General features: G+C 62.1%; 14 protein-coding genes. 10 read left to right on the top strand and 4 right to left on the bottom strand.

Annotated features, from left to right (window positions below; genetic code table 11):
* Window positions 1–218: 218 nt before the first annotated feature.
* From FFM81_RS30360 to FFM81_RS30340, 5 genes are all read left to right on the top strand, one after another.
* A complete protein-coding gene (locus FFM81_RS30360) occupies window positions 219–2171 on the top strand; it encodes an AfsR/SARP family transcriptional regulator (RefSeq protein ID WP_003563598.1) in 1953 nt (650 codons plus the stop codon).
* Between the two features lie 104 nt (window positions 2172–2275).
* Entirely contained in the window at window positions 2276–2419 is a 144-nt protein-coding gene (locus FFM81_RS30355) for a hypothetical protein (protein WP_003563600.1), read from the top strand.
* Between the two features lie 13 nt (window positions 2420–2432).
* Entirely contained in the window at window positions 2433–3791 is a 1359-nt protein-coding gene (locus FFM81_RS30350) for a YcaO-like family protein (RefSeq protein WP_246401415.1), read from the top strand.
* The gene (locus tag FFM81_RS30345; RefSeq protein WP_025418759.1) at window positions 3788–4531 is read left to right on the top strand and encodes a TfuA-like protein; all 744 of its coding nucleotides are present in this window, start codon (window positions 3788–3790) and stop codon (window positions 4529–4531) included. The genes FFM81_RS30350 and FFM81_RS30345 overlap by 4 nt, the downstream gene beginning before the upstream one ends.
* A 65-nt stretch (window positions 4532–4596) precedes the next feature.
* Entirely contained in the window at window positions 4597–4863 is a 267-nt protein-coding gene (locus FFM81_RS30340; RefSeq protein WP_025418760.1) for a hypothetical protein, read from the top strand.
* A 154-nt stretch (window positions 4864–5017) separates the two neighbouring features.
* On the opposite strand, the gene FFM81_RS30335 is transcribed toward FFM81_RS30340, so the two are convergent.
* The 3 genes from FFM81_RS30335 to FFM81_RS30325 form a co-directional block, all read right to left on the bottom strand.
* Window positions 5018–5422 carry a helix-turn-helix domain-containing protein gene (locus FFM81_RS30335; protein WP_025418761.1) on the bottom strand — a complete coding sequence of 135 codons (405 nt, stop codon included), beginning with the start codon at window positions 5420–5422 and terminating at the stop codon, window positions 5018–5020.
* A gap of 205 nt (window positions 5423–5627) precedes the next feature.
* Window positions 5628–6464, bottom strand: coding sequence for an amidohydrolase family protein (locus FFM81_RS30330; RefSeq protein ID WP_003563606.1), 837 nt, complete (start codon window positions 6462–6464; stop codon window positions 5628–5630).
* Window positions 6465–6718: 254 nt separating this feature from the next.
* The gene (locus FFM81_RS30325) at window positions 6719–7504 is read right to left on the bottom strand and encodes an IclR family transcriptional regulator (protein ID WP_003563607.1); all 786 of its coding nucleotides are present in this window, start codon (window positions 7502–7504) and stop codon (window positions 6719–6721) included.
* Window positions 7505–7799: 295 nt separating this feature from the next.
* Here FFM81_RS30325 and FFM81_RS30320 point away from each other — a divergent pair, with 295 nt between their 5' ends.
* The 5 genes from FFM81_RS30320 to FFM81_RS30300 all read left to right on the top strand — a co-directional run bounded on the left by FFM81_RS30320 (window position 7800) and on the right by FFM81_RS30300 (window position 15138).
* Window positions 7800–8534, top strand: a complete 735-nt coding sequence (locus tag FFM81_RS30320; RefSeq protein WP_138385844.1) for an SDR family oxidoreductase — start codon at window positions 7800–7802, stop codon at window positions 8532–8534.
* Window positions 8535–8623: 89 nt separating this feature from the next.
* The gene (locus tag FFM81_RS30315; protein ID WP_003563609.1) at window positions 8624–9901 is read left to right on the top strand and encodes an L-fuconate dehydratase; all 1278 of its coding nucleotides are present in this window, start codon (window positions 8624–8626) and stop codon (window positions 9899–9901) included.
* 695 nt (window positions 9902–10596) lie between these two features.
* A complete protein-coding gene (locus FFM81_RS30310) occupies window positions 10597–13179 on the top strand; it encodes a caspase family protein (protein WP_138385845.1) in 2583 nt (860 codons plus the stop codon).
* Window positions 13143–13859, top strand: a complete 717-nt coding sequence (locus FFM81_RS30305; protein WP_343073728.1) for a tail fiber domain-containing protein — start codon at window positions 13143–13145, stop codon at window positions 13857–13859. Before FFM81_RS30310 ends, FFM81_RS30305 begins: the two co-directional genes overlap by 37 nt.
* Before the next feature lie 16 nt (window positions 13860–13875).
* The gene (locus FFM81_RS30300) at window positions 13876–15138 is read left to right on the top strand and encodes a methyltransferase family protein (protein WP_138385847.1); all 1263 of its coding nucleotides are present in this window, start codon (window positions 13876–13878) and stop codon (window positions 15136–15138) included.
* A gap of 275 nt (window positions 15139–15413) precedes the next feature.
* Here the strand turns inward: FFM81_RS30300 and FFM81_RS30295 are convergent, their stop codons facing one another.
* Window positions 15414–17018 carry an NHL repeat-containing protein gene (locus FFM81_RS30295; RefSeq protein ID WP_138385848.1) on the bottom strand — a complete coding sequence of 535 codons (1605 nt, stop codon included), beginning with the start codon at window positions 17016–17018 and terminating at the stop codon, window positions 15414–15416.
* Window positions 17019–17126 lie beyond the last annotated feature (108 nt).

Below are 17126 nucleotides of genomic sequence, written 5' to 3'. Positions count from 1 at the left end.
CAGTTTGAATAACGCGCCGCCTCGGAACTTAAAAAACGGCGGTCGCCGAAAGTGTCGGCAAAGCATCTTCTCGGCGAGCGACACACGAAAATGCAAATATTCGCTGAAATTTTGCCTTTTTATAGCAAAACCGCTTTGCGCTGCGGCTTTATAGCTCTAACATGATCTCTGGACCGCCGGCGCGTTTGCGCGCATTGGCTTCAGGGGTGAGAACCGGGATGCAGCGGACATCCGGACATGTGTCGACGAACAGGCTCTGCCTGCTCGGTAGACCGCGATTGCTGGCGGCGGGGAAGGAACTCCCCTTGCCGGAGAAATCTTATTTTCTCCTCGCCATGCTTGCCGCCGAAGTCAATCTCGAACTCGACCGCGAAACCGTCAGGCGGCAGCTCTGGCAATCGGAGCTGCCGGAAAAGCGGGCAGGCAGCCTGCGGCAGCTGTTGGCGCGCATCGAACAGAGCATTCCCGACGACCTTCCGCCGCTGCTTGCCGCAACCAGAACCCATATCGGGCTTGCCGATGGCTGGGAGGTCGACGTCCATATCCTGAAGCAGAAAGGGGCGCTCGCCCCCGACGACAGCGATATGCTGAACGGTGAATTCCTTGAAGGCGTCAAATCGCCGACGCAGGGCGCCGAGGATTGGCTGACCTTCGAGCGCCAGCGGATCGACGAATTGCGCTCCGCCCATCTCACGCGGCTGATCGAAACATCGGAAGACAGATCGGACGAAGAGCAGGTCGCACTTGCCCGGCGCCTCTTGGAACTCGACTCTGCCAGTGAGACGGCTTATCGCGCCCTGATGCGCACCCATGTCAGGATGAGCGACCCGGCCGCCGCCCGTCAGGCCTATTTGAAATGCAAGAGCCAGTTGAAAGATGATTTCGACACCGAGCCGGAGGAAAGCACCACGGCGCTTGCCCGCGAGCTCGGCCTGATCCCCCCGGCCCAAGCCGCCACGCCGGAGCGCCCCTCGGCGCCTGGCATGTCTGCCAATCTGCTTGGCCAGCCGCGCATCATCATCCTGCCGCCGGAAAGCATCTTCACCGATCCGCTAATGGAACGCGTCGGCAGGGCGCTTCTAGAAGACGTCACCATCGGCCTCAGCCAGCAGCGCGGCTTCAAGGTGATTGCGGCGCATACGAGCCTGGAGATCCTCAGCCGCTCGATCGATCCGGCGCGTGCCGTGCCCGGCCCGCTCGACCTCAGCTTCGACTATGCGGTCTATGTTACCATCCAAGGCCGCGACGAGGATGTCTATGCCACATGCCGGCTGACGCGGACGACGACATCGGAGGTGATCTGGGCGCTGGAACTTCCGCTGGTCATGCAGAAGATCAGCGAATCCTTCGCGCATCTGACGCGGCGGATCGTCTCCTCGCTCGCAGACACGATCGAGCGCCACGAACTGGCGATGCCGATCGGCGAGGCGCCGGCGTCTGCCTACCGGCTTTACCTGGAAGGAAAGCGGCTGATCGCCCAGACCGACCTGCAGCATCTGCGCCAGGCGCGCAAATGGTTCAAATCCTCGCTCAACCGTTATGAGCATTTCTCCGCCGCCCATGCCGGCGTGTCGCGCGCGCTCGGCATGGAATGGCTGATCCGCGGCATGCGGGACAAGGAACTGCTCGATGAGGCCAATGGTGCTGCCCGGCTGGCGCAGCAGTCCGACCCCAATAGCGGCCGGGCTTACCGCGAGCTTGGCTTCGTCGCACTTTATCGCCGCCGCTTCGACGAAAGCCTGGACTATTTCCAGCAGGCCCAGGATCTCAATCCCAACGACGCCGACATTCTTGCCGATTTCGCCGACGCGCTTTCCCATGACGGCGATTTCGACCGGGCGCTGGAGCTCAGCCGTGCGGCCTTCAAGCTCAATCCGCTGCCGCCGGACTATTATTATTGGAATCTCGGCGGCATCCATTTCATGCGCGAGGAATATGAAAAAGCGATCGAGGCGCTGGAGCCGGTGAAGACGAAACAGGCGACGGCGCGCCTGCTCGCCGCCTCGCATGCGATGGCGGGCGATACCGGCAAGGCCGGCACCTACGCCAGGACGGTTCTGGAAAACTTCCCGGATTTCCGCAGCGAGGACATTCGTCATTTCGTCCCCGATCGCGATCCCGCTTTCACCGAACCGCTGATAAAGGGCCTGCAATTGGCCGGTCTTCCCTGATTGCACCGCCTTTTAACGAAGCCTGTAACGCTTAAATGACGCAGGTAATGTTTTCCTCCGATGGTTAACGGCAGCAAGGGCTGCCCAATCATCGGAGATAGAACATGAAGGCGAATGCTGAAACCACCGCAGTTCAGACACAGTCCCTGCGCTTCTCTGCAGCTGCCAGAGCAGCGATGAAACAGGACGAACTCACCGTATCCGCCAATGCGCTCGAAAGCCTGACGCATGCGCTGAGATTCCGCTAAGGACAAGATCGGTATGTCCGCTTTCGCCGATCTAGAGCAATTCCAGCAAAAATGCGAAGCGGTTTTGCGTCCGCAATTGCGTGAAAACAACGAGCATTTTCGTGTATCGGAGAAAAACGGAAATGCTCTTGAAGCGCTTGCCGATGACCTCGAACGATCATCGGCCGGCGTCAGCGATTATCATGACCGCGCTGTCACGCCGGCTCAGACACTTGCCGCCATCAGGCCTCATCTGCGCGAGTTCGGCATCACCCGCGTCGGCCTGCTGACCGCACTCGACATCCTGAACATCCCCGTCGCCTTCGCCACCCGGCCGAACAGCCATACGCTCTCGGTCTTTCAGGGCAAGGGTATCGACAATGATTCCGCCATGACCTCTGCCGCCATGGAAGCGATCGAGACGCGGATCGCCGAAATAGCGCCCGCCGATCTGACGCAGGCGAGCGTTGCCGGCATGCGGGCGGAGCATGCCGCCACGATCGATCTCGACAACGTCGCACGCTGCGCGCCCGACGAAATCGGCGGCGGTCCCATCCCCTGGTGCTCCGGGCTCGACATCCGTTCCGGCAGCAGCGTTTTCGTGCCCTGGTGGCTGGTCGGCCTCGACCATCGCGGTGAACGGCCGCCGGGCTTCGAGCAGTCGAGCGATGGGCTCGCCTCCGGCAACACGCCATCCGAAGCGGTGCTGCACGGGCTCTGCGAACTGGTGGAGCGCGACGCCTGGGCCCTGACCCAGCTGAAATCGCCTGAGCGGCTGAAGGAAAGCCGCATCGATCCCGCCTCCTTCGGCGATGCGGTCATCGATGTGATGACCGACCGGATCGCGCGGGCGGGCATGCGGCTGCTGCTCATCGACATGACCACCGATATCGGCGTTCCCGCCTTTCTCGCCGTCATCATGCCCGGCAATCTGTCCGACCGCGTCGATGCGCGCTGGGCCCATGTCTGCGGCGGCTGCGGCTGCCATCCCGATCCCGTGCGCGCCGCGTTGCGCGCCATTACCGAAGCGGCGCAGAGCCGGCTGACCGCAATTGCCGGCAGCCGAGACGATTTTTCGCCGCGCGTCTATCAGCGGCTCGACCAGAGCGCGGCGATGCAGCAGGTGGTCGAACTCTGCGAGGGCGGCGGCCGGATGCGCGCCTTCCAGCCGCGTCATCGCCGCCCGGCAACGATCCAGGAAACCATCGCTCTTATCGCCGGCCGGCTGGCGGCGACCGGCATCGAGCAGATCGTCGTGGTGCCCTTTGCGCACCGGGCTCTGCCGGTCTCGGTCGTCAGGGTGATCGTGCCCGGCCTGGAGGTCGATATCTCGGGCCAGTACATCCAGCTCGGCATGCGGGCGGTCAACACTATGAGAGGAGCCCAGTCATGAAGGTGCTGTTCGTCGGTCCGAGCCTTGGCAGCGATCTCACTGCAGCGAGAGCCATGTCCCCGCGCATCGATTTCCGGCCGCCGGCTGCCTGCGGCGACATCCTGAAGGCCGTTCACGACGGCGCCACCGCCATCGGCCTCGTCGATGGCTATTTCGGCGACCTGCCTTCGGTCTGGCACAAGGAAATTCTGTTCGCGCTTGAACACGATGTCGCGGTTGCCGGTGGCGCCAGCATGGGCGCCTTGCGGGCGGCCGAATGCGCGCCTTTCGGCATGGTCGGGATCGGCTCGATCTTCGAGGATTACGAAGCTGGGCGGTTGCTCGACGACGAGGCCGTAGCGCTGGTGCATGCGCCGCAGGCGCTCGGCTGGCTGCCGCTCTCCGTGCCGTGGGTCGATTTCGAACCGACGATCGACGCGCTTCTTGCCGGCGGCGACATCTCTTCCGGTGAACGCAAGAAACTGCTGCTTGCCGGCCGTTTCCTGCATTTTTCCGAGCGCACCTATGCCAAGGTCGTCGACGAGTGCCATTTCCGCAAGCCGCGCCGCGACACCATCCTCGCCGCTATCCGCGGGAATCGCGTCGAGCGCAAGCGCAACGACGCCCGGCTGGTGCTGGACTGGCTGCGCCGGGACGAATTCCAGCCTGTCAACCGTGACTGGCGCTTTGCCGCAACCTCGCATTGGCAGCTGCTGCACGCCGAAGTCACGCGCAATGCGGTTCCTGTAACGCTTGAATAACGGTAACGGCAGGAAAATGCAGTGGTGATGGAATCGCAGGGTTTCACGGCCAAAGGGGCGGGATGATGTTTGAACAACGCAACGAAGGTACCGGCAGCGAATACGCAAGGCTCTTCCGGCTGCTGTCGGCGGCCAAGGAGGAGGCTGAAAAACTTCAGCTGCGTAATCTGATGCACCTGACGAACATGGCGCTGCTGCAGGTCGTCATCGATTGGGACGGTATAGATCCCGACAGGGAGCTAGACGTCAATCTCGAGAAGCTGCTCGGCAGCAAGGCCAAGATCGCAATGAAGGATGCCAGCGAGAATCTGATCCTGATCGATCGCCATTGAAATTGGTGACCGTCAAGCGCGTTGATCCCCATCGATCTCGATGAGTCACCATCAAGCTCGATCAATCTCCATTGATCCGGATCGATCCCCATCGATCTAAATCAATCGCTATATCCTCATGCGGTCCGCCCCGGTCGCGTGAGGGACAACCAGCCTATTCGGCCGCGTCGCCTTCCAGCTGCTCGGTGTTGGCAATTGCCTGGACGAGCTTCAGGATCTTCTTGCGAAGAGCTTCGTTCTTGATCGAAAAGAACGCCGCATTGAGAAGCACGCCTTCGCGCGAAATGATGAATTCCTCGCTGGGGGCCGGATTGTCGTTGGCCGTATCGGGTGTCGACAGATCGTCGAAAAACGTCCGGACGTCGACCTTCAGAGCGCCGGCGATTTCAACCAGCATGCTGGCGGAAACGCGGTTGGAGCCCTTTTCGTATTTCTGGATCTGCTGGAACGTTACGCCGACACGATCGCCGAGTTCCGTCTGGGAAACCTTCCTCAGCAAACGCTGTATACGGATGGTCTTTCCGACGTGAACATCGACGGAATGCGGTTCTTCTTTCATTTGTTTTCCCTCCTGAGGACATCGGATTGAATAATTCGCCAAATCCGTGTCTGACAACTTTTACCTGAGATGGCTAAAGCTAGCAATTGCTTGGTGGTAAGTCGTCCCAAACCGAAACATTTACGTTGCTTCATGCTTACACAAGCAAAAGACATGCCAAAGTAGCACTTTTGCTAGGCACAGCACATCCTTTGATTTCGTGACGTCAAAGCGACCAGAGGCGCTGTGCATTGGCGAAAAGCAGCTTGGACCGCTCGGCCTCGCTGCTGCCGGAAAGCACGGCATGGGTCGCCGCGACCCAGGTGGAGAGGCCGCCGCCTAAGGTGCAGACCGGCCAGTCACTGCCCCAGACGACGCGATCCCAGCCGAAACTTGCTGTGACATGCTCGATATAGGGCCGCAGCGTCTGCGCTGTCCAAGTCTCGGCATCGGCATAGGCAACGACGCCGGAGACCTTGCAGACGACGTTCGGCCGCCGGGCAATCTCCGACAGGCCTACCTTCCATGGCTCGAAGGCATCCGAGCGGATGTCAGGCACGCCGCAATGGTCGAGCACGAACTGCACATCCGGCGCAAGATCGATAAGGGCGGCCACACGGCCCGCCTGATGCGGCAAGGTGCAGAGGTCGAAGGTCAGCCCGCTGCCGCCGATGCGGCGGATGTTTTCGCGAAACAGGGCGCCTTCCGATACGTCATCGGGCACCACATGCAGCACTCGGCGGAACCCCTTGACGAAGCGGTCGGCCTTTTGCCTCTCGAGATAGGCGGCAAAGCCTTGCTCCTCAGGCCGGCAGGAAACGATGGCCCCGGCAATCAGGCTGCCTGCCTTTCCGGCGATGCCGGCGATATGATCGGTCTCGGCCTGCATGGCGGCAGGGTCGACGTCGACCTCCATGTGCAGCGCCGTGGTGATGCCGCAGCGCCGCGCCTCGGCAGCATAGGTCTCGTAGAGAAAATCATGATCGAGAGCAGGCACGTCGGAGAGCCAGGGATAGGGCAGCGCCGAGCGATCGATGATATGCAGATGGGTGTCGATGAGCACGCTTTTCTCCTCCAGGATTGGCCTCGCCGCAGCCTATTTCTGGTGAATGGATTATTCAAATAGAAATTCCCGGCTCGTGCTCTAACCCTCTCCCGTGAACGGGGCGAGGGGACGTGCCCTGCGAGAGGTCGTTGCGGAACGGAGAGGTTGCGGCACATCCCCTTCGCCCCGCAAGCGGGGGTCCGAAGGACGGGTCGAGACCCGTGGCTCGACCCCGGTCGGTGCCGGCCAGCGGATGAGGGCGGCTCCCCCAGTCAGACGGCATTACCGATATCCGCCCCGGCCAGCAGCGAAAGCTCGGCGGCGGTCTTCTGCACCAGCATGATCGTTTGGGTGATGTCAGGCGCCGACGGCGCATTGACCAGCGCGATGAAGGGGCAGGTGAGGGCGGCGATGCAGCGGCCGTCCGGACCCAGCACCGGCGCGGAAAGATTGTAGACGCCAGCGGTCTGGGCGCTCGCCATCATCTCGTAGCCGCGCTCGCGGATCTGGTCGAGACGATCGTAGAATTCGGGCCCGAGTTCGAGATCGGCGCGGCTGCGCACATGTTCCGAAATCATCATCTCCCGCTCCTCGGCGCTGCGGAAGGCGAGCAGCACGTGCCCCGAGCCTGTGTCGAACAGGCTGATATGGGCGCCGATGCGGATCGAGAATCCCCAATAGTCCGGCGCCTCCTGTTGGGCGATGACGACGGCAGCACCCCGATCGAAGACCGCGAGATGATTGGCTTGGCGCGTCCGCTGGGCAAGGTCGCGCATCAGCGGCGTGGCATAGGAGGCGAGCCGGCGCACCGGCGCGTGCAGTTGGGCAAGACCGAAAAGCTTCAGCGTCAGCGAATAGCGGTCGCCATCCAGCCGGGTGACGTAACCGCGGCGCACCAGGCGGTCGAGCATGCGGTAGAATTCGTTGGGGCTGCGATCGAGCCGTTTGGCGATATCGGCCTGGGTGAGACCGCTGTCGACGCCGGCGAGCAATTCCAGGATATCGAGGCCCTTGTCGAGCGCAGGAGCGCGATAGCGGTCTGACTCCTCGGTCTCCATTGCTTCCTCCTGTAAATATCATTCTGCATATACGCAGAACCGCAGCCGGAAAAGGAAAAGTTTGCGCTTGACCCTTGGCCAATCGTCTGTTTGTCTATAAACAGACAAATCATCACTGAAGATCGCCTCGGTAAGTTGAGATATCGCACGCTCGAGAACTAGACCAGGCGGCAGGTTGTATCTTGCCGGAGGGTGGTTAGAGCGCGCAAACTGGGAAAAAGCGCATGCTCAGCCCTCGTCAAGACAAACAGCATTTCGATCGTTCGGCATAGACATTCCAGAAAAGGCCCGTGACATGACAAACAGACTTTCCGGCAAGACCGTTCTCATCACCGCCGCCGGCCAGGGCATCGGCCGGGCGACGGCGGAAGCCTTTGCCGCGGTCGGCGCCAAGGTCCACGCGACCGACATCAATACCGGCGCGCTGGCGACGTTGGCCGCGGAAACCGGGGTTTCCACCCATCAGCTGAACGTGCTCGAGGAGGATGAGGTCAAGGCCCTCGTCGCCGAGATCGGCGCTGTCGACGTGCTGTTCAACTGCGCCGGTTTCGTGCATGCCGGCTCGATCCTGGAGATGAAGGATTCCGATTTCGAATTTGCGCTCGACCTCAACGTCAAGGCGATGATCCGCACTATCCGCGCCGTGCTGCCCGGCATGCTGGAGCGCAAGGACGGGTCAATCATCAACATGGCCTCCGTCGCCTCAAGCATCAAGGGCGTGCCGAACCGCTTTGCCTATGGCGTCACCAAGGCGGCCGTCATCGGCCTGACCAAATCCGTCGCCGCCGATTATGTCGCCGAGGGCATCCGCTGCAACGCCATCTGCCCCGGCACGGTTGAAAGCCCGTCCCTGCAGGACCGGATGCGCGCCCAAGGCGATTATGACGCGGCCCGCGCCGCCTTCATCGCCCGCCAGCCGATGGGCCGGCTCGGCTCGCCGGAGGAGATTGCCGATCTCGCCGTCTATCTCGCCGGTGCCACCTACACCTCCGGCCAGGCAATCGCCATCGACGGCGGCTGGACGATCTGAGCTCAGTTAATGACGCGGCCGGCAAGCATTGCCTGCCGGCAAGATAATCGGCCGATATAACAGGCTTTAAGGAATCGGGAGGAACAACCATGACCCGCATCACCGACCTTCGTGTCTTCGATCTCCGCTTTCCCACGTCGCAAAGCCTGGATGGATCCGATGCGATGAACCCCGATCCGGACTATTCGGCGGCCTACGTCATTCTCGATACGGATACCTCAGGCCTGGCCGGCCACGGCCTCACCTTCACCATCGGCCGCGGCAACGACATTTGCTGCATGGCGATCGAAGCGATGCGCCATCTGATCGTCGGCGCCGACCTTGCCGACGTGCTCGCCCATCCCGGCAAATTCTGGCGGCATCTGACCAGCGACAGCCAGTTGCGCTGGATCGGCCCGGAAAAGGGCGCCATCCATCTGGCGACCGGTGCCGTCGTCAATGCCGTCTGGGATCTGCTCGCCAAACAGGCGGGAAAACCGGTCTGGCGACTCGTCGCCGACATGTCGCCGGAAGAGATCGCCGACATCGTCGACTATCGTTATCTCACCGATGTGCTGACCCGCGACGAGGCCATCGAGATCCTCAAGCGCGCCGAAGCCGGCAGGGCCGAACGCATCGCCATCCTCGAAAAGGAAGGCTACGCCTGCTACACGACCTCGGCCGGCTGGCTCGGTTATGAGGACGAGAAACTGCGCCGCCTCTGCCAGGAGGCGATCGACGCCGGCTTCAACCATATCAAGATGAAGGTCGGCCGCGACCTCGAAGACGATATCCGCCGCTTGAGGATCGCCCGCGAGGTGATCGGTCCCGATCGTTACCTGATGATCGACGCCAACCAGGTCTGGGACGTCGGCCAGGCGATCGACTGGGTCAAGGCGCTTGCCCCTGCCAAGCCCTTCTTCATCGAAGAACCCACCAGCCCAGACGATGTTGCCGGTCACCGCAAGATCCGCCAGGCGATCAGCCCGGTAAAGGTCGCGACCGGCGAGATGTGCCAGAACCGCATCATGTTCAAGCAGTTCATCGCCGAGGGCGCAATCGACATCGTGCAGATCGATTCCTGCCGCATGGGCGGCCTGAACGAGGTGCTTTCCGTGCTGCTGATCGCCGCCAAATTTGGGCTGCCCGTCTGGCCGCATGCCGGCGGCGTCGGCCTCTGCGAATATGTGCAGCATCTGTCGATGATCGATTACATCGCGATATCCGGCACCAAGGACGGCCGCGTCATCGAATATGTCGACCACTTGCACGAACACTTCCTCGACCCCTGCCGGATCGACAACGCCGCCTATATGCCGCCCACCCTGCCGGGCTTCTCCATCGAGATGAAACCGGCCTCGATCAGCAACTATACGTTCCGAGGTTAGGAAAACTCCGCCGCGGCGGCAGAGCTTTCATCAAGGCGTTGAAGCAGAAATAGTACCGCCAGTGAGATAGTCATTGAACACGAGAAATCTCTATTGGGCAGGCGCATGCGCGCACTGCCATCAGGGACGGCTGATTTTCCAAAATGACATGACTCATCGTAGACTCTACGTACATTGTGAAGAGTGCGAATGGGGATGGTTACATCCCTCGGATGTCGGAGACGCCGAGAAAGGCTTTCTTACGCTACTCCAAAATTTCGATACCGGCGATCCGACGTTGGAAGAGATACAGCAAAGCGAATGGCGTAATTATCTTACAGGATCACTGCGTCTATAGGCTCGACGATTACGCCGCATCCCTACCGGATTTGACCGACGTGCTCCGCGTCTTTCGCAACGCGCAATCCATCGATTACGACAAGCCGTGAAATCCCTATGCAGGCTTTCCGCTCCGTTGCTACCATAGGTCAACGTATTCATTGTTGGCCGTAGAATAATTTCCTGATTTTTATAGTCTTTCTCGCCGCCGATTGACTTCCAATCTGAGAGGACTGCTCCAATTCACTTGGAGGCGGCGAAGCTTGCTTTTTACGGCGCTGAGGAATATTTTCGAAGGGTGAATGCGGAGGGGGCCAAGCACCAGCAGGCCAGCAAATTTTATTGAACTTAAACAATAGAATGTTTGCGATCGAGCCATGCCCAAGTTTCACCATGTCAGGAGACTGTGTGCTTATCTGCTGATCCTGGCGGCAATGCTGCTGTCGATCGGCACGGCACATGCCGCCATCAGCGAAGGTGAGAGCGGACGCCGCGTCGCCCTCGTCATCGGCAACTCGGTCTATAAGACGCTGCCGTCGCTTCCCAATCCCGCCAATGATGTCGAAGAGGTGGCAGCCACGCTGCGGGCCGCCGGTTTCGACGTGACGATCGGCGTCAATGTCGACCGCATCGGGCTCGAGGATACGGTGCGCCGCTTCCTGCGATCGACCAGCAATGCCGAGGCCGGCCTGATCTATTATTCGGGCCACGGCATCCAGGTCGGCGGGCAGAATTTCCTCGTGCCGGTCGATGCGACGCTGGAGACGCCCTACGACGTCGAGACGCAGACCATGCCGCTCGACCTGATCCTCAACCATCTCAAGCAGAATTCGCGGGTGCAGCTGATCTTCCTCGATGCCTGCCGCAACAATCCCTTCAACGCTCAAAAATTCTGGATGGCGGAAAAGCTGGAGCCGGTCGGCGCCACCCGCGGCCTTGCGCGCATCGACAGCGATCTCGGCAGCCTGATCGCCTTCTCAACCGAGCCGGGCCAGGTGGCGCTCGACGGCACCGGCGCACTCAGCCCCTATTCCGAATCTTTCATCAAGCGCGCTAGCGAACCAAATAAGGAAATCCGCCAGGTTCTGACCGATGTCCGCCGAGACGTAATCGCCATGACCAATGGCAAGCAGGTCCCCTGGGAAAACTCCTCGCTGATGGACAGCTTCTATTTCATCCCGGCGCCGCCGCCGCCGAGCGTCGAGCCGATGCAGCAGGTCAGCGTGCCGGAAGACGCGGCGAGCACCAAGCTGCCGATCGCGCCGCCGCATGACGAGACCGGCTCGACGCTGCTGGTCACCCTCAACCAGCTTCCGCAGACCGGCAAACTAAGCTTCGACGGCAAGCCGGTCGCCCAGGGCGACAAGATGCCCGCCGCGGCGCTGACGGCGCTGAGCTATGATTCCTCCGGTGTCGCCGCCGGAACCGTCGGCCTGATCGGCTATACCGTCAGCGATCCCTATGGCCAGGCGACCCAGGGCGTGGTCGCCATCACCGTCTCGGCCGATGCCGGCGCCAAGCTCGCCCAGCTCGAACAGCAAAAACAGGTGCGGCTTGCCGATGCCGATGCCTATCTGAAGACGCTGTCGCGCGACATGGATACGCCGATCGGCGTCGGCCCGGTCAAAACAAGCCTGCCGGTCGTTCCGGCATCGGCGGCGGAAATGACCTTCAAGGTCGCGGCCCTGCCCGACAAGGGCACACTGCGGGCCGGAGACCGGGTGATCGGGCTCGGCCATGTGCTGGAGGCCGCCGATATTCCGGCCCTTTCCTACGAGCCGCAGATCGGCACCGAAAACCAGCCTTTCGCCCTGACGCTGCAGGCCGCCAATGACGATCTCCAGCCCGCCACCGTCACCTTCAAGCCAGTGCTTGACGCCTGCGACACCGCTGCCGCAGCACCACTCGACCTGCAGGGCGTGACCGCGGGCAAGCTGCCGAACGAGATCGACCCGAGCATCGCGGTACCTGCCTGCGCCGAGGCGATGAAAACCTATCCCGAGGTGGCGCGCTTCGTCTATCAGCTCGGCCGCGCCCAGCTCGCCAACCGTGACACCAAGACGGCTTTCGCGACGATCAAGAAGGCAATGGATGCCGGGCATGTGCGGGCGATCTACGAACTGTCGAGCCTCTACGAGTTCGGCGCTTCCGTTCCGCGCGATGCCGCCAAGGCAAGCGAGATCGCCAAGAGCGGTGCGGCCAAGGGCGATCCCTTCGCCCTGCACAGTTACGGCAAGGCGCTCTACTACGGCCGCGGCACCAAGGCCGATCAACAGCTGGGATTACGCCTGATGCTGCAAGCCGCTGATCTTGGCCATACCTACGCGATGAACGAACTCGGCTATATCTTCCTGAACGGCGTCAACGTTCCGGCCGATCCGGATCGCGGCATTCGCTTCTACGAGGCCGGCGTCCAGCGCAACGACATCTATTCGCTGAACAATCTTGCGCTCGTCTACCGTTTCGGAAAAGGCGCGCCGGAGGACCTCCCGAAAGCGCTCGACCTTTTCACGCGGGCGGCGGAAGGCGGTCAGCCCTATGCCCCGACAAATCTCGGCCGCATGTACCGGGACGGCGTCGGCGTTGCCGCGGACAAGGCGGAAGCTGTGAAGTGGCTGGAGATGGGCGCCGAACGTGGCGACTATTGGGGCGCGCTGGACCGGGCGATCCTGGCCAAGGAAGACGGTGCCGATGCTGACGGCCTGGCAACGGCCGCCCGTTATTTCGCGCTGGCGACCGCCGTCAACATGCCGGGCAGCGGCGATCCGAAGAACCAGGCAAAGGCGGCGCTCAAGACCTTGCCCAATGCTGCCAAGAAGAAAGCGGAAGAGAGCTTTGCCGCCGAGCTGACCGCTCAGGAGAAAAAGGCGCTTCCAAAAACCAAGTCGCTCGACGACAGGCTCGTTCAGCTCGCCAAGGCGACATGGGTCAAGCGAAATCCGAGGTACGATCTCTTCTAAATGGCGGTCTGGGGGCGCCTTACATGAACAGCAAACTCATCATTCGTGTTCTCATGTGCTCAACCTTCATCGCGGGCTCAGGCGCAATCCTGCAGAGTTGTATCTTCGACCCGGGCGCCAGGACGCTGTTTGCCAGCGAAGAGCCGACGGTCAACAACCAGCCGACGGTAAAACGAACGCCGGCCGTCAAAAAGGTAGCGGCAACGAGCAGTCAACCGGCTTTTGCCCGCTCTGATAATGGAGCCGGCGGGAACTCCGGCTCCAGCTCCGGTGGCATGGGCGGCTCCTCGGGCGGCATGGGCGGTTCTTCCAGCTCAAGCAGCTCATCAAGTTCCAGCAGTTCCTCTAGCTCCAGCGGCGGCACGTCCTGGTCGGATCGCCGCCTGAAGACCGACATCCGCCGGCTTGGCACTTCGGCTGAGGGTATTCCAATCTATGCCTTCCGCTACATCTGGGGCGGGCCGATGTTCGTCGGCACCATGGCGCAGGACCTGCTGGCGATCAGACCTGATGCGGTCGTCGCCACCGGATGGGGCTATTACATGGTCGATTATGACAAGCTCGATATTGCGATGATCTCTGTGCCAGATCTGTCACCGCTGACAGCTGAAGCAGCATTGGCGCAAGCGGCGAAGGCAGCGCGGAAACGCTCTCCGGTCCCCATCCAGCCGGCTATCTGATCGAGAGGCCGAGCGCGTGCCGATATCGCAGGACAGGGATATCCTTGCCGGGAGTCCGCTGATCATTCAGGCTGCGACCCTTGTCGGCGCCCTCGTCGGCATTGCGCTCTCGACCTATCTGCAGCTCGAGCCCGGCAAGGCGATGGCGCTTGCCGTTACCTGTCTTCTCCTCGCGTGGATCGCCGTCGACGGCATGCCGGCCGTTCGTCGCGCCTGGTCATCGCAAGACAGGCGGCACGAATCTGCCGCCGCTTGCTGGCGGCGCATCGGAACCAAGCTCGCCGGCCTCGCTGCGCTTTTGGGCGCGGTCGTCATCGCCTGTTCCGTCTTTCCGTTTTTCACGCAATCGTCGGCGGTCCAATGGTTCATCGAAGCAGGCCACACGACCATTCCCATCTCCATTGCAGTTGCCGGCGCCACCATTCTCTACGTCGCGGTCACCGATCTCGTCGCCGAGGAGCCCGACGATTATCTCCATCAGGTCGGGCGTGCAGTGCTGATGCAGGATTTTCGCGAAGAAGACGTGCTCTTCGCACTACGCCTTCTTACGATCAAATGCTTCTTCCTCGTGCTGATGTTTTCAGGCGGCATAGCGGCTCTTTCCGATCTTGCCGACAAGCCGGCCTGGGTCTTTCCTCCCCTTTCAGCGGCCTGGTTCGAAGGCTTGATGCGGCTTGCCATTCTTCTTGACGTTATCCTTGCAGCCGGCGGCTACATCGCCACCTTCAAGCTTTTCGGCTGGCATGTCAGGGCGACCGAGACGACGGCGCTCGGCTGGCTCGTCTGCCTCGTCTGTTACGAGCCGTTCTTCCCGGCGATCTCGCATGCCTTCCTGCCCTATGGCGACGGGCCGGGTTGGCAGAGCGTGATCCGGGAGGGCTCGGCCGTCTTCATCCTCTGGAGCGTCGCGACGCTCTCCTGCACGGTCATCTACGTCTGGGCGACCGTTGCCTTCGGGCCGCGTTTTTCCAACCTGACCCATCGCGGCATCATCACCTCCGGCCCCTACCGCTTCGTCAAACATCCGGCCTATGTCTCAAAGAATATCTCCTGGTGGCTGTTTGCGGCCCCGAGCTTTATCGCGAGCGGGTTTGCCGAAGGACTGGCGCGGGCCGGCATGCTGGCGATCGTCAGTCTCATCTACCTCATGCGCGCCCGCGCCGAAGAGCGCATGCTGAGCCGGGATCCCGCCTATCGGGATTATGCCGAGACCATTGCCGCGCACGGGCTTCTGGCGATGGCCAAGCGGCGGCTGGCGCCGACAGCGCCACGCGTCTGAAAAGACGCGCAGGATGTAGGCGAGGGTGAGTTTGGCGGAACAGCGTCCCCCACTCCGTCGTCCGCGGGCTTGACCCGAGGACCCATGACGCGGCTGTTGGTGGGTGCCGCCTGGATGCTCGGCGCAAGGCCGAGCATGACGGAGGACGAGGTGGGCGGAAGTGGCAAATCTTAGCGTGGACACCCACGTCGGGACTGTGGTCCGAATGCCTCAGACAGCGGCGGCCGCTATAATACTTTGAATGCAGCAGACAGCCGGCGCGAAGCTCCGGTCGATCAGCCATCCAACCCCCTGAAGCGCACCGGCTGATAGCCGCGCATCAGCAGGCTGCCGAGCGAATAGGTGTTGCGGCAGACGCGGCCCTTGCAGGCGTTCGGCGAGGCCTCCATCACCTCCACCTTGCGGTCGTCGGTGAAGCGCATGAACAGCAGGACGTGCGAGCCCGGCTTGTTCAGCGCGTCGCCCGGACGCAGCGACCAGGGGTCGGAGAGGCGCTTGGTGATGCCGGGAAGGGCGCGCGTCGAGACATGCATCTTCAGGCCCCAGGCGTCGCTGACGAAGCCGGAGCAGTCGACGCCGAGGATATTGGATTGCGGCGCGCTCTTGGTGCAGACATTGCCGGCGGTCTGGCCCTTTTCGACGCCACCGATGAAATTCTCGAGCGGCGTCTTGCAGCCCCAGCAATAGGGAACGCCCTTGACCGTCTGTCCGCGCTTGCCGATCAGGTAGATCGGCCGGCGCAGCCGGTTCATGTTGAGGCAGCCGGGCCCGGGATCCCCGCCGTAGGCGGTTGACGTCACCAGCCAGTTCAGCGTCTCGAAGCCGATCGCCCGCTCGATGACATCGCTGCGCGACTTCGGCACGATCGCCACCTTCGGCGTCCTGCCGGGCTTGCCCGCAACCAGCGGCTTGGCGGGCCGCGCGACGGCAAGCTTTCGGCCAGGGTCGCGGCCGTCGAGCCGCAGCACCTGCGCCCGGCTTTCCTGCGATCTCAAATAGAGCACGTCGCCGCGCGGGCCGATCGCCACGAAGCGTCTGGAGAAAACCGTGCCGGGGTCGATCGGCAGATCGTAGACCCGGTCCATCGCCCCATTCGGCGTGAAGCGCACCACCAGCATGCCGGTGCGCTCCGGCCGGTCGGCCGGCACCAGTTCGACCAGCGCATAGGGGCGGCCCGTCGTGTCGATGTCGAGAAGTTCGACGGTGCCGATCCGCCCTTCCGAGGCGAGCTGCAGCGACAGGAAATTCTCCTCCGAGCTCTCGCGCCGCAGCAGGATCTCCGCCTTGTCGTTGGTAGCCGCGACTTCGGCGACGATATCGCCGAGCCCGCGGCTCGGCACATATTGGATGACCGGCGGGCGGGCGTCGGGCCGGCTGGTGCTGCGGCCGATCTCGTCGACGATGCTGTTCAGCGGCCCCGGCGGCACCGAGCCCATCGAGGCGAAGACCGAGCGGGTATAGTCGTCGGCATCGCCGCCATCGACGGCGCGAAGCGTCTGCGACCGGCCGTCGGCTTCGGTGGAACGCGCAAGCGGCACGACGCCATCCGACCAGAGGTAGAGTTCGTTATGAACGACGGCGAGATCCTCCGGCGTCGCATTCTCCGGCAGGGGCAGGATCTCGGGCTCGGCCTGCGAGCGTTCGGCGTCGACGGCAAGCACGCGGCCGTTGTTCTGGTCGAGAATATAGAGGGTGCCGTCGTCGCCGACGGTGATCGCCGCCGGGCCGGATGCCTCGACTTCCTCATTGGCGGAAATAATGCCGACCGAACGCCCGCCGTCGCCGCCGGGAAGCTCGATCATCACAGTGTCTTTGGCAAGAACCGGCGAAGCAACCGCAAGTGCCGCGGCAATCAGAACATGCGACGCTAAACCACGCATTGCCTCGACCCCCAAAAGACCGTCAAGTCTTTAAAATGGTAGGACAGATGTGGCTTGTCAGCAAGCTGTTGCTTTCCAAACGATTTGGAGATCGGCGCGGGGAATAGT

Origin of the sequence: Rhizobium hidalgonense (assembly GCF_005862185.2) — a bacterium.
Lineage (GTDB): Bacteria > Pseudomonadota > Alphaproteobacteria > Rhizobiales > Rhizobiaceae > Rhizobium > Rhizobium hidalgonense.
The sequence above is the reverse complement of the archived record's forward strand: the minus strand, read 5'-3'. Positions and strand labels throughout refer to the sequence as shown.

Excerpts from the sequence above, each read along its gene's own strand:
- FFM81_RS30295 (WP_138385848.1), bottom strand. The coding sequence starts at position 17,018 with ATGCGTGGTTTAGCGTCGCATGTTCTGATTGCCGCGGCACTTGCGGTT.
- FFM81_RS30345 (WP_025418759.1), top strand. The coding sequence starts at position 3,788 with ATGAAGGTGCTGTTCGTCGGTCCGAGCCTTGGCAGCGATCTCACTGCA.
- FFM81_RS30355 (WP_003563600.1), top strand. The coding sequence starts at position 2,276 with ATGAAGGCGAATGCTGAAACCACCGCAGTTCAGACACAGTCCCTGCGC.
- FFM81_RS30325 (WP_003563607.1), bottom strand. The coding sequence starts at position 7,504 with ATGGAGACCGAGGAGTCAGACCGCTATCGCGCTCCTGCGCTCGACAAG.
- FFM81_RS30350 (WP_246401415.1), top strand. The coding sequence starts at position 2,433 with ATGTCCGCTTTCGCCGATCTAGAGCAATTCCAGCAAAAATGCGAAGCG.
- FFM81_RS30335 (WP_025418761.1), bottom strand. The coding sequence starts at position 5,422 with ATGAAAGAAGAACCGCATTCCGTCGATGTTCACGTCGGAAAGACCATC.
- FFM81_RS30315 (WP_003563609.1), top strand. The coding sequence starts at position 8,624 with ATGACCCGCATCACCGACCTTCGTGTCTTCGATCTCCGCTTTCCCACG.
- FFM81_RS30310 (WP_138385845.1), top strand. The coding sequence starts at position 10,597 with ATGCCCAAGTTTCACCATGTCAGGAGACTGTGTGCTTATCTGCTGATC.
- FFM81_RS30360 (WP_003563598.1), top strand. The coding sequence starts at position 219 with ATGCAGCGGACATCCGGACATGTGTCGACGAACAGGCTCTGCCTGCTC.
- FFM81_RS30320 (WP_138385844.1), top strand. The coding sequence starts at position 7,800 with ATGACAAACAGACTTTCCGGCAAGACCGTTCTCATCACCGCCGCCGGC.
- FFM81_RS30305 (WP_343073728.1), top strand. The coding sequence starts at position 13,143 with ATGGGTCAAGCGAAATCCGAGGTACGATCTCTTCTAAATGGCGGTCTG.
- FFM81_RS30340 (WP_025418760.1), top strand. The coding sequence starts at position 4,597 with ATGTTTGAACAACGCAACGAAGGTACCGGCAGCGAATACGCAAGGCTC.